This window comes from Sporolactobacillus sp. CQH2019 (assembly GCF_028765345.1).
GTDB lineage: Bacteria > Bacillota > Bacilli > Bacillales > Sporolactobacillaceae > Sporolactobacillus.
The window spans coordinates 70903-86335 of sequence record NZ_JARAJZ010000013.1; the positions used below are offsets into that span (position 1 = coordinate 70903).

At 44.5% G+C, this 15433-nt stretch carries 13 protein-coding genes and 4 pseudogenes; 11 read left to right on the plus strand and 6 right to left on the minus strand.

Annotation, left to right across the window (positions count from 1 at the left end; genetic code table 11):
• Nucleotides 1-23: 23 nt before the first annotated feature.
• From OYT88_RS16770 to OYT88_RS16805, 8 genes and pseudogenes are all read left to right on the plus strand, one after another.
• A pseudogene (locus tag OYT88_RS16770) lies at nucleotides 24-782 on the plus strand (IS66 family transposase); the annotation flags it as partial.
• Between the two features lie 168 nt (nucleotides 783-950).
• A complete protein-coding gene (locus OYT88_RS16775; RefSeq protein ID WP_274401505.1) occupies nucleotides 951-1886 on the plus strand; it encodes a site-specific integrase in 936 nt (311 codons plus the stop codon).
• Complete coding sequence (locus tag OYT88_RS16780) at nucleotides 1873-2850, plus strand: tyrosine-type recombinase/integrase (RefSeq protein ID WP_274401506.1); 978 nt, start codon at nucleotides 1873-1875, stop codon at nucleotides 2848-2850. Before OYT88_RS16775 ends, OYT88_RS16780 begins: the two co-directional genes overlap by 14 nt.
• Nucleotides 2851-2852: 2 nt before the next feature.
• The gene (locus tag OYT88_RS16785) at nucleotides 2853-3863 is read left to right on the plus strand and encodes a tyrosine-type recombinase/integrase (RefSeq protein WP_274401507.1); all 1011 of its coding nucleotides are present in this window, start codon (nucleotides 2853-2855) and stop codon (nucleotides 3861-3863) included.
• Nucleotides 3864-3950: 87 nt separating this feature from the next.
• A pseudogene (gene tnpC, locus OYT88_RS16790) lies at nucleotides 3951-4793 on the plus strand (IS66 family transposase); the annotation flags it as partial.
• Nucleotides 4794-4864: 71 nt separating this feature from the next.
• Nucleotides 4865-5302 carry a CoA transferase subunit A gene (locus tag OYT88_RS16795; RefSeq protein WP_274401508.1) on the plus strand — a complete coding sequence of 146 codons (438 nt, stop codon included), beginning with the start codon at nucleotides 4865-4867 and terminating at the stop codon, nucleotides 5300-5302.
• Complete coding sequence (locus OYT88_RS16800; RefSeq protein ID WP_274401509.1) at nucleotides 5274-5597, plus strand: CoA-transferase; 324 nt, start codon at nucleotides 5274-5276, stop codon at nucleotides 5595-5597. The genes OYT88_RS16795 and OYT88_RS16800 overlap by 29 nt, the downstream gene beginning before the upstream one ends.
• Nucleotides 5594-6247 (plus strand): 3-oxoacid CoA-transferase subunit B, encoded by a 654-nt coding sequence (locus tag OYT88_RS16805; RefSeq protein WP_274401510.1) that lies wholly within the window; start codon nucleotides 5594-5596, stop codon nucleotides 6245-6247. Before OYT88_RS16800 ends, OYT88_RS16805 begins: the two co-directional genes overlap by 4 nt.
• Nucleotides 6248-6428: 181 nt before the next feature.
• Here the strand turns inward: OYT88_RS16805 and OYT88_RS16810 are convergent, their stop codons facing one another.
• From OYT88_RS16810 to OYT88_RS16830, 5 genes and pseudogenes are all read right to left on the minus strand, one after another.
• On the minus strand, nucleotides 6429-6584 hold the full coding sequence (locus tag OYT88_RS16810) for a hypothetical protein (protein WP_274401511.1): 156 nt from the start codon (nucleotides 6582-6584) through the stop codon (nucleotides 6429-6431).
• 97 nt (nucleotides 6585-6681) lie between these two features.
• Nucleotides 6682-8454, minus strand: coding sequence for an acyl-CoA dehydrogenase FadE (locus tag OYT88_RS16815; protein WP_274401513.1), 1773 nt, complete (start codon nucleotides 8452-8454; stop codon nucleotides 6682-6684).
• A gap of 62 nt (nucleotides 8455-8516) precedes the next feature.
• Nucleotides 8517-9061: pseudogene (locus OYT88_RS16820) on the minus strand ((Fe-S)-binding protein); the annotation flags it as partial.
• Nucleotides 9062-9133: 72 nt separating this feature from the next.
• Nucleotides 9134-9256: a hypothetical protein gene (locus tag OYT88_RS16825; protein ID WP_274401514.1), complete on the minus strand. Its 123-nt coding sequence runs from the start codon at nucleotides 9254-9256 to the stop codon at nucleotides 9134-9136.
• 11 nt (nucleotides 9257-9267) lie between these two features.
• Nucleotides 9268-10118: pseudogene (locus tag OYT88_RS16830) on the minus strand (3-hydroxyacyl-CoA dehydrogenase family protein).
• A 1016-nt stretch (nucleotides 10119-11134) separates the two neighbouring features.
• Between OYT88_RS16830 and OYT88_RS16835 the strand changes: the two are divergent.
• The 3 genes from OYT88_RS16835 to OYT88_RS16845 all read left to right on the plus strand — a co-directional run bounded on the left by OYT88_RS16835 (nucleotide 11135) and on the right by OYT88_RS16845 (nucleotide 13740).
• Nucleotides 11135-12313: an acetyl-CoA C-acetyltransferase gene (locus OYT88_RS16835; RefSeq protein ID WP_274401515.1), complete on the plus strand. Its 1179-nt coding sequence runs from the start codon at nucleotides 11135-11137 to the stop codon at nucleotides 12311-12313.
• 62 nt (nucleotides 12314-12375) lie between these two features.
• The gene (locus tag OYT88_RS16840) at nucleotides 12376-13071 is read left to right on the plus strand and encodes a CoA transferase subunit A (RefSeq protein ID WP_274401516.1); all 696 of its coding nucleotides are present in this window, start codon (nucleotides 12376-12378) and stop codon (nucleotides 13069-13071) included.
• 15 nt (nucleotides 13072-13086) lie between these two features.
• Nucleotides 13087-13740, plus strand: a complete 654-nt coding sequence (locus OYT88_RS16845; RefSeq protein ID WP_274401517.1) for a 3-oxoacid CoA-transferase subunit B — start codon at nucleotides 13087-13089, stop codon at nucleotides 13738-13740.
• Between the two features lie 709 nt (nucleotides 13741-14449).
• Here the strand turns inward: OYT88_RS16845 and OYT88_RS16850 are convergent.
• Nucleotides 14450-15373 carry a bifunctional helix-turn-helix transcriptional regulator/GNAT family N-acetyltransferase gene (locus OYT88_RS16850; RefSeq protein ID WP_274401518.1) on the minus strand — a complete coding sequence of 308 codons (924 nt, stop codon included), beginning with the start codon at nucleotides 15371-15373 and terminating at the stop codon, nucleotides 14450-14452.
• Nucleotides 15374-15433: the final 60 nt, after the last annotated feature.

Sequence of the window (15433 nt, forward strand, 5' to 3'; positions counted from 1 at the left end):
GCACTTTCCATTATAATGAAAGAATGAAAAACGGAGCGGAAGCACCCTTATCTACAATTGAAGCCCTTCAAAAAGAACGCGATGCGTTGAAAAAACAAAACGCCGAACTGACACTGAGGCTGAAAGGGTTCGAAGAACAACTCCGTCTCAGCCAAAAACGCCAGTTTGGCGCTTCAAGTGAAAAGACGCATCCGGAGCAGCTCACCCTGCAACTGTTCAACGAGGCAGAGAGTGAATCGAATCCACAAGCACCCGAACCTACGCTTGAAACCATCACCTATAAGCGAGAGAAGACTGCTGGGCAACGCAAGAAAAAACTGGACAACCTTCCGGTTGAGGTGATCGATTATCGCCTGCCCGAAGAAGAACAGGTTTGCGCCTGCTGTGGCGGTATCCTGCATGAAATGACCACGGAAGTCCGCGAGGAAGTGAAGGTCATCCCAGCAGAAATCAAAGTCGTTCGGCATGTCCGTCATATCTATGCCTGCCGGCACTGCGAAAATAAGGGAACGAAAACACCGATTGTGACCGCACCAGCTCCGAAGCCGGTTTTTCCCAAAAGTTTGGCGTCCCCTTCGATGATGGCGCAGACGATGTGTCAAAAGTATCTGGATGCTCAGCCGCTTTACCGTCAGGAGCAACAGTTCAAACGGCTCGGTGTCACCCTTTCCCGGCAAACTCTAGGCAACTGGATTCTCTATGGTGCCCGGCAATGGCTCGCCTTAATTTATGATCGCATGAAGAGGCATCTGTTAGAACGCGATATCCTCCATGCGGATGAGTTATGTTGAGCTCAACATAATTCATCTTATGGAGAGTCATTTATTATGTTGAGTCAACCTTGATTAATTTACAGAGGTCGCTGTACTTCTAGTATTTGAGTGCAGTTTCTGGAAGTACAACTTAACATAACATTTTGATGCTATCTTTAGAATGGGAGGTGCATCAAAATGCATGCAAAAGCGACAAAAATTCTCCTTAGGTATGAGGACTATTCAGATACCTTAGAAGATTATCTGAACTTAGAGGAATTCAGAAAACTATCCCCACTGACGATTTCATCCAAAAGAATAACGATTATTTCTTTTATGAATTATCTCGGTGATAGTAACGTGAGAAATTTTCAGAACTGTAGTCAAAGTCATGTTACCGGTTATCTATCTTCCCTTTCCAAATTATCTTCTTCCACCATAAGTGGACGCACATTTATTTTGCGTCACTTCTTTAATTTTTTACACGCCAAAAACCTTACCCTGTTCTCAGGCAATGAACTATTTCCAGTCATATTTACCAACAAACGAGAACGTATCCTTTCATTTTATTCCATTGAAGAAATCAGACGAACCATTTATGCCGTAGACAGAAGTACATTTTATGGGAAAAGGGACTTTGTTGTTGTATTACTCGCTGCGGAACTTGGTATCCGTTCCAGTGACATTATCCGATTAAAAATGTCAGATATCCATTGGGAACGCAATACCATTGAATTTGTTCAGTATAAGACTAAGACTTTCAATCAGTTACCGCTGTTGGAAAATATCAAATATGCATTAATTGATTACATCAAAAATGAGCGTCCCAAAACAAACTCAGATTACATTTTTATTGGTATTAAAAATGGGGGGAAACCCTTGACTAATTCTTGCTTACACCAAGCGGTCTCTAAGTATTTCAAAAAGGCTAACATTGATATTTCGGAACGAAAACATGGTCCACATGCTATGCGACATTCTCTGGCAAGTGCCATACTCCATAATAACACTCCGATGTATGTAATTAAGGAGACGTTAGGACACTCGAACATCAACACCACGAGGATGTATCTTAATATCGATATTGACGCCTTAAGACAATTGGCTTTGGAGGTGCCGTGTGAAACACTATGATACCTTCGGTTTTTCTGAGATCTATCGTGACATTGCTTTAGAATATGTAGATTATAAACAGTCCTTAGGATTCAAGTATTCGTACGCTGAACAGTCAAAAATAAACAGGATGCTTCGTTTTATATATGCTCATTCAAAATCGGATCCTATACTGGCTTTACAGCCAGAACTGGTTAAAGCGTATGCAAAAAAAAGGGACAATGAAAGTGCCAGAACCCTCCATACAAGGCAATCCCATATAAGACAGTTTGCCTTATTCTTAAACTTGAGAGGTATATCCGCCTTTGTCTACCCGAAGGAACTCGTTAAAGTTTCAAAAAGTTTTGTCCCCTATATCTTTACCAAAGATGAAATGAACCGGATTTTTCAGGAAGCTGACGCAATCAAACCAAACAAGAATAAGTTTATAAATACCCCCTATATATATCCTGCGGTCATCCGTATGTTATATGGAAGTGGTTTACGTGTGAGTGAAGCCCTTGCTCTCAAATGTGAACACGTTGATCTAGATAACGGAATTCTTGTCGTTATGAAGGGGAAAAATAATGTTTCCCGGTTAGTTCCAGTATCTGAATCACTAAGACAGTATTTATCTATTTATAATTCAAAGGTTGTAAGAATGGGAAATCCATACTTTTTCCCAGCGCTTCACCTGGAAAGATATGCTCCAATAACGATCAGGAATCAGTTTAAAATGCTGGAGGAGAAAGCAGGTATACCCCAGTTAAGTACCGGAAGGTACCCTCGTGTTCATGACCTAAGACATACCTTCAGTGTCCATGCCCTAGAACAAATGATTCGTAAAGGTATGGATCCTTATTGCTCGCTTCCGATCCTCAGCACCTATCTTGGGCACAAAGATGTGGAATCGACAGAAAAATATCTGCGTTTAACTAAACAGTACTTTATTGATATCCTTCAGTTTAGCCTCGAAAATGCAGAAAAGATCTTTCCGGAGGTGTAACTATGCGTAAAAAGGAATTATCTTATTATGTTACCAACTTCTTTACTGAATATCTTGGTGGAGAGGCAGGCCTGTCAACCAATACAATTAAATCATACCGGGATGCATTCATACTTTTCTATAAGTACCTTGAAGAAGCTGGCACCTGCAAGATCAGTAAACTTAAAATGGATATGTTGAATGCAGATAATATAACTGGATTTTTGGACTGGCTGGAACAATCAAGAGGTTGCAGTATTCGTTCAAGAAACCAACGCCTCGCGGCGTTAAAAGCTTTCTGTAGCTATGTCATACGCAGAAGTCCGGAGGAAAGTGCCTTATGTCAGGGTGTCTTAAAAATACGTATAAAGAAAGCACCACAGAAATCTGTCGAATATCTAAGTGAAGCAGCCGTTGAATATCTCCTAAAAATACCTAACAGCCATTCTATGCAAGGTATTCGCGAGCTTGCAATGATTGCTTTAATGTACGAATCGGGTTGCAGAGTTCAGGAACTCATCGATTTAAGAGTTGGCGACATTGCCTTTCGAAGTCCAAACACGCTTCCCCTAACAGGAAAAGGAAATAAATCAAGAGTAGTCCCTATAAGTACCAACGCCGCGAACATTATAAAAACTTATTTGAATTCCGCTGGTATTAATGACACGAGGCACCCAGTATTTGTTAACAGATATAATAAAACCTTGTCAAGGTCAGGAGTGTCCTATGTACTTGATAAATATGGACAAATAGCACGCAAAGCAAGATCAGATTTATTTCCGTCTAAGCTACATCCGCATATATTGAGACATTCCAAAGCAATGCATCTTCTTGAAAATGGAGTGAACCTTATATATATTAGGGATTTTCTTGGACATTCATCAGTCACCACAACGGAAATTTATGCAAGATATAGCCCTGAACTGAAAAGAAAATATATTGAGCAGGCTGGTACTCTAATTACAGACACTGTAGAAGAATACACTGATGGTGAAAAGGAAGCATTGATTGACTGGCTCCGGGAAAACATCTAAATAATTATGTTGAGCGGTTATGCCGCATACCCTGCGTTCGTGCGACATTTTACCCCTCAACTTTACATAATAAATGACTTTCCATAAGATGAAACCACGCTGCAGGTTCTGCGTGAACCCGGTCGTCCGGCGACCTCCAAATCCTATTTGTGGCTCTATCGCAGCGGACAAGTCGGACCACCGACCGTCCTTTACGATTATCAGACGACACGGGCTGGGAAGCATCCAGCCAAATTTTTGGATGGTTTTCACGGATATCTTCAAGTTGACGGTTATGCCGGTTATCATAAAGTCGAAAAAGTCACGCTCGTCTGTTGCTGGGCCCATGCCCGACGCAAATTTGACGAAGCATTGAAAGCTCTTCCTCCTTCAGCCAAAGAATCATCCGTTACGGCCAAGGAGGGGCTCGACTACTGTAATCAACTTTTCACCATTGAACGTGAACTGAAAAAGGAAAAACGTTCTGCCGAAGAACGCTATCGGATTCGCTTGAAAAAAAGTCAACCCATTCTTCAGGCTTTTTCGGCATGGCTTCAAAAGCAGGCACCCAGGGTGCTGCCGAAAAGCGCCCTTGGAATCGCCATCAAATATTGTCGAGAACGCTGGGAATCCCTCAATGCTTTTCTTAAAGATGGCCGACTGGAATTGGATAATAATCGGGCCGAACGCTCAATCAAACCCTTTGTAATCGGAAGGAAAAACTGGCTGTTTTCTAACACACCGAAGGGTGCCAAGGCAAGTGCCATCGTATACAGTGTCATTGAAACCGCTAAGGAGAACGGACTTCGACCTTTTCAATACTTATCCTATCTCTTTGAACAACTACCAAATCTTGAGCAAGTCACAGAAGAAGCAGTGGATTCACTGCTTCCATGGTCCAAGACCCTTCCGCCCGAATGTCGGCTGACCACAGAAGCATCAAGAGTATAAAGAATAACCCTCACTTTTCAAGGTGGGGGTTATTTGACGCTTACACTACACAGAGGAGAAGGAGATGCATTATGGCAAAAATAATCGACATCAAGAATGCGGCAGGTTTAATTGAAAGCGGTTCCAGTATATTAATATCCGGATTTTTAGGCTGCGGGTCCCCTTTGCTGCTCATCGACGCTCTGGTCGAAAAAAATGTCAAAGATCTAACGGTGATTAGTCCGGTTTCCGCACTTCCGGGGCGGAATCATGATATCGGCAAGCTGGCGGCCAATCATCAGATTAAAAAATTTATCGGCTCACACATCGGGACAAACAAAGATTTAAGTCAGCAATACTTGGATGAGACACTGGAAGTTGAATTTGTTCCCCAGGGCACGCTTGTTGAACAAATTCGCGCTTTCGGAGCCGGACTTGGAGCGGTCGTTACTCCGGTCGGCGTGGGCACGCAGCAGGAAGAGAATCACGAAAAAATCAAGATTGACGGAAAAAGAATATCTGCTCTATAAGCCGCTAGGCGCTGATTTTGCTCTCCTGAAGGGCAATAAGGCGGATGAATACGGAAATCTAACGGCAAATGGCAGTTCAAAATCAACAAATCTGATCAATGCATTGGCCGGCAAAACAGTGATTGCGGAAGTCGATGAGATTGTCGCACCTGGCAAAATCGATCCAAGTGATGTCCTTGTTCCGGGCATTTTAGTAGACTACATTGTTCAAGGACGAAAATCCGAAGAAGTAAGAGCCTATTATACTCAGCTTTGGAACGATCTCGGTTGGCTCGCAGAGGAGGGGCAGGCATGAACGCAAAAGAAATTATTGCCAGAAGAGTCGGTCAGGAATTTAAGGACGGAGCGGTTGTAAATCTCGGTTTCGGAATCCCGAATATGGCCGCCAATTATATTCCCGAAGGCGTACAGGTGGTGCTGCAGGCGGAAAACGGTGCATTACGTTTCGGCGGAAAACCAACCCGGAGCACACTGGATCCCGATGTTTATAATTCCGGCGGGCAGCCGATTACGCTGCGCCTGGGAGCGGCTGTTTTTGATATTGCCACTTCATTCGCTATTATCCGCGGGGGTCATGTGGATATGACGGTTCTTGGAGCGCTCGAGGTCGACCAGGAAGGAAATATCGCCAACTGGCTTATCCCGGGCGTTTTAAGCCCGGGAATGGGCGGAGCGATGGATTTGCTGGTCGGTGCAAAAAAGGTTGTCGCTTCTATTCAACATACGGATAAAAAGGGAAATTCAAAAATATTGAAGAAATGCAGATTGCCGCTATCCGCAGTGCATGCGGTCGACCTGATTGTTACCGATTTGGCCGTTTTCGAAGTGCGGGATAAGAAACTGCTGCTGACCGAAACGGTCCCCAGAATCACGGTTGATGAAGTTCTTGCCAAGACGGAAGCTGATGTAATTGTTTCTGATCACGTTAAAGAGATGTCTCTTTAAAATTTTTCTACCGTTCGATTGGGGCCATGGCCTCCGCCGCCCGCTATCACCCGAATCACATCAATGACTATTACCAACGCAAAAAGCACCCCCCCGGTGCCAGTGCCAAGAAGATTGCGATTGCGGCGGTACATCGATTGATTCGGACCTGTACTATACCACGATTGTTCAATCTATTCCCCTAATTCCCTGCGCCCCAAGCGCTGGGAATTTTTCTACAAAACCATTTCAGCTTCAATGTCAGTTCGGCGTTTTGTTTTTTCAGCGCGTCGCGTTCCTTCTTCAGGGCTTCAATTGTTGGTAAGGGTACAACCGTTCTGTTTTCCATGCTTCCCATTGTATAGCCTTTGTAATTGACACTCCTCTGCCGTTACAGACACACAAACGAGCTGTCATCGTGAGCTGCCGCCAAGTCTGTCTCTCACATCAACGGGTTAAACCGTATAGCCTCCCGTCCTGATGACATGGCTAGCAATCTTCGTTTTCACTTGCATTAAATTGACTGGTACTCTTTTCGTTAACTTTCCAGCAACGGCCAATGTATTCTTTAATGCGTCATCTTCTGTAACGTCAACCAAAACTTCTTTCGTAAGAGATTCGACTTTTTCAAAGCCTTTCTGAATAAACAGCTGTGCCATATCCAGGCTGTTGTCCGCTTTCTCACTTCCCAGTTTTTCTAGACGTTTCATCGAACGAAGCAGCACGCTTTCCATTGTAAAGATCTGAATGATGATGTCACTAAGATTACCGATGACTTGCTGATTCTGCAACAGCTTTCGCTCGTACCTGTTTGTCGCCTCTCTAAGAGCAAGCAGCACGAGCCTCTTTGCGCGAGAGACCAAGCCGGCTTCTCCAGCCAGAATACCACTAGGCGCTGAAGATTCCGGGCTTTCGATTTCGAGTGCCTTAATTTTTTCAAATAAGGGTAGTTCACCCTTTGTGTCTTTCTTCAATAAAGTGCTGACAATGACCAACCGGTTGATTTCGTTCGTCCCTTCAAAAATCCGGTTGATTCGTGAATCCCGGTATATCCGCTCAATTTTGTATTCCTGGGTATACCCGTATCCGCCGTGAATCTGCACGCCTTCATCGGCAACGGCTTGCAGCGTCTCGGATCCGAACACTTTGTTGATGGAGCACTCGATGGCGTACTCAGCAATACCCTTAGCCGACTGATGGCCTGCTTCCGGGCTTGTATGATCCACACCTTTGAGCGACTCGTCGATGAGACCGGCCGTTCGATAGACGATGCTTTCCAGCGCGTAGATCTTCGTATTCATTTCAGCTAGTTTCTTCTGGATCAATGGAAAAGACGAGACCGGCTTTCCAAACTGGATTCTTTCATTTGCGAACTTGGTGGCAAGCTCAATCGCTTCTTTTGCTGCGCCGAGCCCAGTCATGCCAAGCTTAAAACGACCGATATTAAGTATGTTAAAAGCGATGATGTGTCCTCTGCCTACCTCGCCGAGTAGATTTTCTACAGGTACTTTCACATCTTCGAAAATAACTGGACGGGTTGACGATCCTTTAATTCCCATCTTTTTCTCCTCAGGGCCGAGGCTGACTCCATCCATCGTCCTTTCAACAATGAAAGCGGTAAAATTTCTCCCGTCGATTTTGGCGTAAACAATAAAAAGATCGGCAAATCCGGCATTCGTGATAAATTGTTTCTGTCCGTTTAAAAGATAATACTTGCCATCTTCTGACAATCTGGCTGTTGTTCTCGCGCTGAGGGCATCAGATCCTGAGGCCGGCTCAGTCAGGCAGTACGCAGCAATCTTCTGTCCGCTCGCTAGGTCGGGGAGATATTTTTCCTTCTGCTTTTTATTGCCGAAAAAAACAATGGGCAGCGTTCCAATCCCTGTGTGAACTGACGCCGACAAGCAAAATGACGACCCTTTGGCAAGCGACTCTGTGATTAAAGCGGCACTCACTTTATCGAGACCAAGACCTCCGAAGGGTTCGGGTACATCTGCACCAAGAAGGCCGAGTTCACCTGCTTCGCGGAGCAGTTTCACCGTTAAATCATAGTCGAGACTCTCAATCTGCTGATCATGAGGAACCACCGACTTGTCAATAAAACTTTTTGTGGTTTCCGCAAACATTAACTGTTCTTCCGTGAAGTCTTCCGGGGTTACGACCGTTTCCTTATCAATCCTGTCAATTAAGAAACGTCCCCCACCGGTTTTCTCGCTTTTCAGTACCACGTTGATCCTCTCCTTTATAAAAAATGATGGATTCTGGATTTTCCATTCAAACCATTGAAGGTTTATTCCAGGCCAAAAGCGGATTCAGCAAGAACCTCGGCGATGTCCTTCGTCCGGACGAGTTCATCGACGCCCTTCGTTTTCGTTCCATCGAACAGCATAGTCAGGCAGTAAGGGCAGGCACTGGATATGATCCACGGATGAGCCTCTAGTGCTTGTTCCGTACGGGCGATATTGACCCTTTTTCCGACATTTTCCTCCATCCATTCTTCCACCCCCGGCCCCACAGCACATGGCTTTTTCCCTGGAACGCTTCATTTCAACGAGCTCGACACCGGGGATTGCCTTCCAAACATTCCGGGCCTGATCAAACACGCCATTGTAGCAGCCGAGATAGCAGGAATCATGGTAGGTGATCCGCTCATTTACCGGATGTTTGAGGCTTCGCTGACCAGCTGATCGAGGAATTGCGTATGGTGCAGAACCTCTGCTTTCAGGCCGAACTCCGGTATTCATTTCTAAATGTATGAAGAGTATGTGGACAAGCTGTCACAATCTTTTGGACGTGATACTTTTCCAACGTTGTGATGTTTTCCCCGCACAGCTCCTAGAACTGATAATATATTTAGCTTCAGCATCATTTACTTTTCCATTCTCAATAACAATTTTTTCCTCTGTATCAAACCGCCTCTTCAGGCTCTCTTAATACCTTCGTATTCAGTGCATTCGGGGATTCCGGGCGATTGATCGTGAGAAAAGCAATATGATCTTCCGTTTTCAGCTCAACATATTGACGGTTCACGCCCTCATCCCTTATTCATAGATATAAAATCCGTGTCCTGTTTTTCTCCCTAGCCAGTTTGCTTCGACATATTTTCTCAGGAGCGGGCATGGGCGATACTTTGAATCACCATATCCTTCGTAAAGCACCTCCATGATGGACAGACATGTATCCAGTCCGATCAAATCGGCCAAAGCGAGTGGACCCATGGGCTGATTTGCACCAAGCTTCATCACCTGGTCAATATCTTCCGGACTGGAAACTCCTTCATACACGCAGTAAATCGCTTCGTTAATCATCGGAATCAGAATTCGGTTCGCCGCAAAACCCGGAAAGTCACGGACATCGACCGGCACTTTATGCACCTCCTCAGCCAGATCTTTCACCGCCTGATAGGTTTGATCTTCTGTTGCCATGCCTTGGATGACTTCAACAAGTCGCATGACCGGAACCGGATTAAAGAAATGCATGCCGATGACTTTTCCTGGTCGGCCGGTTGCTGCAGCAATCTTCGTTATGGAAATTGACGACGTGTTAGTCGCTAAAATCGTTCCTCCATCCATCAGTTGATCTAGCTGCTTAAAAATATTTAGTTTAATTTCCAGGTTTTCCGTCGCTGCTTCGATGACAAACTCCGCTTCCCGGACTTCATGGAGATCGGTCACCGGGTGAATTTGGGAAAGTATTGTTTCTTTTTCTCTTTCGTTTTTCTTCCTTTCGCCAAATCCCTCGTGAGATTTTTTTCAATCCGGCCGATGCCTTTTAGAACACAGGCCTCTGTAATATCATAAAGGAAGACCGTTTTACCTTCTTGTGCCATGACCTGAGCAATTCCAGAACCCATTTGCCCTGCACCAATGACAGCCAATTGTCTGATGTGCATAGAGCCGTGCGCCTCCTACCTTTTTGGTTTCCGCCTATCCTTTTTATCTCCCAATCCTATGTTATTTCAATGATCCTGAGACTATTTTACGGGAACATTGCCCTTGGCGAGCCCGCTTCCTTTTATTTTCAAACGTTAAGTAAGCGGTTTCATGATTGATGAATCACCTCCTGGTTTAGATAGATCCTGCTGCTTTATTTAATTTAAAATCCCTTTTGCGGCTTATTCGGACTGGGAACCTGCTATTCGTTCACTCTATGAAAAACGGCTGAAAAAATGTTAAAAAGTCACATGAAAAGTTTTTCAAAAAAATTATCAATGAATTTAAGAATCCCTCTCTACTTCTCAATGATCAGTATACATAGATCCCCATTGCTCTTAAATTTACATTCTGTGGGCTGCGGTCTGGACAGACCGATAAACATCCGGAAGGTCGACATCTTGTTCGTGAAAGCCGATGCTTATCTGGCAATTGGTATGGCCAGTATACGAGCAAAAGGATTACTGTATTAATCTCTTTTGCACTTAAACATACGACTTGGTGAGAAAGGACATGTGCGTTAAAAATATTTTGCATGTATGGAGATTCTAAAAGTTCTGGATTCATTTGTCAACACATTTGGTGTATTTGTTGATCCGAATAAATATTTATAAGGCATAACGTTTGTTTCATAGAGTGAATCGTCTTACTGATGAGAAACGAAAAAAATTCGGTGATAACGCGTTTTTTACGGTTCCTTGAGTTTCAAAGAATTTTTTAATCATTCTAATTTCGAGTGAATTAAAATATATTAACCTTGTATTTTTCTATTGTATGGGTTTATCTTCATTCCGGAAAATTGAACATGTGGATCACAATGAATTACCACCAGGTTTGTGACATCAGGTGAACGATCTTGAATCATTTCTTGCTTGCCTGCTGTCTTTTTTCACGCTTTTTTCAGTTGTTCCGTAATATTTTTTAAAGCATCCTTGAAGCAATCCGCTGTCGCTCTTCAGAAAAAGGAGGAATTTCAATGAGAGAGGTCGCTATTGTTGGGGCGGCACGAACACCCATCGGCTCTTTTGGCGGGAGTCTGTCCGCAGTTCCTGCTGTCAGTCTCGGGGTTACAGCTGCAAAGGAAGCGATCAGACGTGCCAATATCTCTGCGGATCTGATTGACGAGGTCGTGATCGGTAATGTATTGTCTAGCGGACTGGGGCAGAATGTCGCAAGGCAGATTAGCATTTATGCCGGCATCCCGGAGTCGGTTCCGGCATTCACTGTGAATATGGTCTGCGGTTCCGGGCTGAAAACGGTGATTTTAGCCAGTCAAATGATTGCACTTGGCGATGCAGATGTGATCCTGGCCGGGGGCACGGAGAACATGAGCCTGGCTCCTTTCCTGCTTCACAATTTTCGCTGGGGAAAGAAAATGGGCGATGCAAAAGTTGTCGATGGAATGCTCACTGATGCATTGATTGATGTTTTCAATCAGTACCATATGGGGGTCACCGCCGAAAATATCGCCGAACGATGGGAAATCAGCCGCGAACGACAGGATGAGTTTGCTCTGAACAGCCAGAAAAAGGCGGAAAGAGCTCAGCTTTTGGAGTATTTCGATGAGGAGATAGCTCCTGTGGAATTTGTGGTCAAGCGAAAAAAGACCATAATCAGTCAGGACGAACATCCGCGTCACGGTATGACCCTTGATAAGCTGAGCAAGCTCCGTCCTGTTTTTAAAGAAAAAGGCACAGTCACGGCCGGCAATTCATCCGGAATCAACGATGGGGCAGCGATGATTGTTCTCATGTCCCGGGAGAAAGCGGAATCAATGGATCTTGACATTTTAGCCACCGTCAAGTCATACGCCAGCACCGCCCTTGATCCAAAAATCATGGGCTATGGTCCTGTTCCCGCCTCGCGAAAGGCTTTAAATAAAGCAAACATGACCATCGGAGATATTGATCTATTTGAAATTAACGAAGCTTTTGCCGCACAGTCCCTAGCTGTTGCGGATGATCTGAAAATTGATACAACCCGAATTAATATTAATGGCGGAGCGATCGCACTCGGCCATCCTGTCGGCGCTTCCGGAGCACGTATTCTGGTGACCCTTCTTTACAACATGAAACGCACCGGTGCAAAAAAAGGTCTTGCCTCGCTTTGTATCGGCGGCGGCCAGGGAACGGCATTAATTGTCAGAAGGCCGTGACAGCCAAAATGTAAGCGCTGTCCAGGTATTCTCTGCAGGCCTTAAGAATGGAGATGAAGAAAATGAACAAAGTCATTTCGTCAATTAAAGAGGCGATCCGTGGGATTAAAGACGGAGACACATTGATTGTCGGCGGTTTTGGTTTATGCGGCATTCCGGAACACCTGATCCAGGGGCTTCGTGATAGAGGCGTTCGAGACCTGACGATCGTCAGTAATAACTGCGGAGTGGATGACTGGGGACTGGGTCTCTTACTGGAAAACAGACAGATCAGGAAGATGATCGCCTCATACATCGGTGAAAACAAGATTTTTGAGCAGCAGGTCCTGCGTGAGGAAATAGAGGTGGAACTGGTTCCACAAGGCACACTTGCCGAACGGATCCGAGCGGGCGGAGCAGGTATCCCCGCCTTCTATACAGCAACAGGCGTAGGAACGGATGTAGCAAAGGGTAAAGAACACCAGACGTTCAACGGTCGAACCTATATCCTGGAAGAAGCCATTGTTGGTGATTATGCCCTTGTAAAGGCCTGGAAGGCCGACCCCCTTGGCAATCTCGTCTACAGAAAAACAGCCCGGAACTTTAACCCGCTGGCTGCGGCCGCGGGAAAAATAACTGTTGCCGAAGTCGAGGAACTCGTCGGTCCGGGCAGGCTTGATCCCGATCAGATCCATACACCGGGTGTATACGTTCAGAATGTTCTGCTCGGCAATCATTATCAAAAAAGAATCGAACGGCTCGTCACTGCGCGAGCTTGAGAGAGGAGACTTTCTATGCGAGAAAACCGCCAGCTGATCCTGAAACGGGCGTTGAAGGAAATAAAAGACGGCATGTATGTCAATCTTGGCATCGGTATGCCGACCTTAATCGCAGATTTGATTCCTGATTCAATTCAGGTGATGCTCCAGTCTGAAAACGGCTTGCTTGGCATCGGTGCCTATCCAAAGGAAGATGAAGTGGATCCTGATTTAATCAATGCCGGAAAAGAAACCGTAACCATTAAACCAGGCGGTTGTTATTTTGACAGTGCCGAGTCCTTTGCCATGATCCGGGGCGGACATATTGACCTCGCTATTCTTGGAGGAATGGAAGTTTCAGAGAATGGAGATCTGGCCAACTGGATGATTCCCGGGAAACTGGTCAAAGGTATGGGCGGCGCAATGGATCTCGTTCAGGGCGCAAAACGGATTATCGTAATTATGGATCATGTGAACAAACATGGTGAACCCAAAGTGAAGAAGGAGTGCTCCCTTCCCCTTACCGGCAGGCAGATTGTCCATTGCCTTATTACCGATCTTGCCGTCTTCCAGTTTACAAGCGGAGGTATGAAACTGGTGGAGCTCCAGGAAGGCACCTCACTTGAAGAGGTTCGGAGCAAAACAGAAGCAGATTACATCGTCGATGATGCCCTGCTTTTAAACCAGTAAAAAAGATCGGTTAAAGCTCGAAAACATCTGACGGACATTTTCTAACATAAATCCTGGGAGCGTCCGTTGCTGCTGTAATGAATAGCTTCTCATTACAGTAAGCCACACTTTTATGTAAAAACATTTACAGTCTGTCCCAATTATTTTGTGATAAGTGCGTTACTCAATTGGCTATCCAGTGTGTCAAATCCAAAAGCATGGTGTTTTAACTGGAATCATTGATTATGCTTAATGTGTAAACATTAAAGTCATATTCTCAGATTTAAAGGCCCTGAAAATGGGTCTTTTATTCATGCCAAGCAGCAGGCTTTACCGGGGATTATTTTTTCGAGGTTGCTTATTGAAATGACCTTCCGAACGATTCTCAGATTCTGTAATAAGAGAAAATACAGGAAGGGATAAATAATAGCTGAATACCTGAGATGGCAGCCAACCCGAATCATAGAAAAAACCGGCTTTCACACTTAGCCACTCATTTCCGGTGGAAGATAGTGAAAAAAAAGAAGATAAATCACCAGTTGAGTCCGTATCATTTATACGAAAAAAGCAAAAAAAACTTTTGCTAAATTATTATTGCAATCTATTCTTTTAGCAAACTTCATGTTTGTCTTCTCTCTATTTAAATGCTTTTTATTCTATAACGAGGAGTGATTTACATGGGAGATGGGAACTGTAGCATATGTTATGATTCAGACCTGCAAACAGAAGATTATAGTTCCAGTTCATAGGTCTGTTCCATATGTCGGACACCCCATGAGGCATCTTCCACCTCTTTTGTTTTTTGGAAGCCAACTTTTTGATACATCGCAATCGCCGTTTTCTGATCGTCGATAGTCTCAAGATAAATTTTTCGGTATCCGGCCTTTCTTGCGAAATCAAGAGCCTCTACCAAAAGATGTTTACCGATTCCTTGTCCTCGGAAATCCGGATGAATCAAAAACCAACGCAGTTGAGCAATCCGATCCGGATGCTTGGCTATGGCAATCGCACCGATCTTTTTATCTCCAGCCTCTGCAAACCAGAGACGGTCTTTTTGAGGGTCATAATCTTTTAAGAAGTCGAAAAGAGTTTCACAGACATAACCTTCAAACACATGATTGTATCCACATTCTTTCGCGTAAATCCATCCATGCAAATAAATCAGTTCTCCCGCGTCCCCCGGTCTGAGATCATGCCGGATCTGGATCGGTTGTCCTTGTTCATGGGACAAATACTGTTGAATCAATTCCATGCTGTCCGCCAGTTCTCTCTGTTGCGTTTCAGGCAGATTGCTGATCAGTCTCTCCGACTGTTCGTCCGACAGACGGTTCATCTCTAAAAGCGTTTCTTTCCCTTTTTCCGTCAGACGTATGGGATACAGACGGCCATCCTCTTTTGATTGAGTGCGGACAGTAAGCCCATTTTTTTCAAATTTCTTTAAAATTCTGCTGAAATAGCCGGGATCAATGTTTAACTTCTGAGTCAATTTGCTTGCCGAACAGGTATCCGTTCCTCCGATTTCATACAAAATACGAGTTTCAGTCAAGGAGAATTCCGTATTGAGCAGGTGTTGATTCAGAAGCCCAAGGAGGTTTGTGTAGTAACGGTTGAACTTTCGCATTCTGACAATAGGGGAAGATTGTTCCGAATCCATAAAGACACCTCTTTCGACAATTTATTACCTTCTAGTTTAACGATTTAATTGACAAAGTCA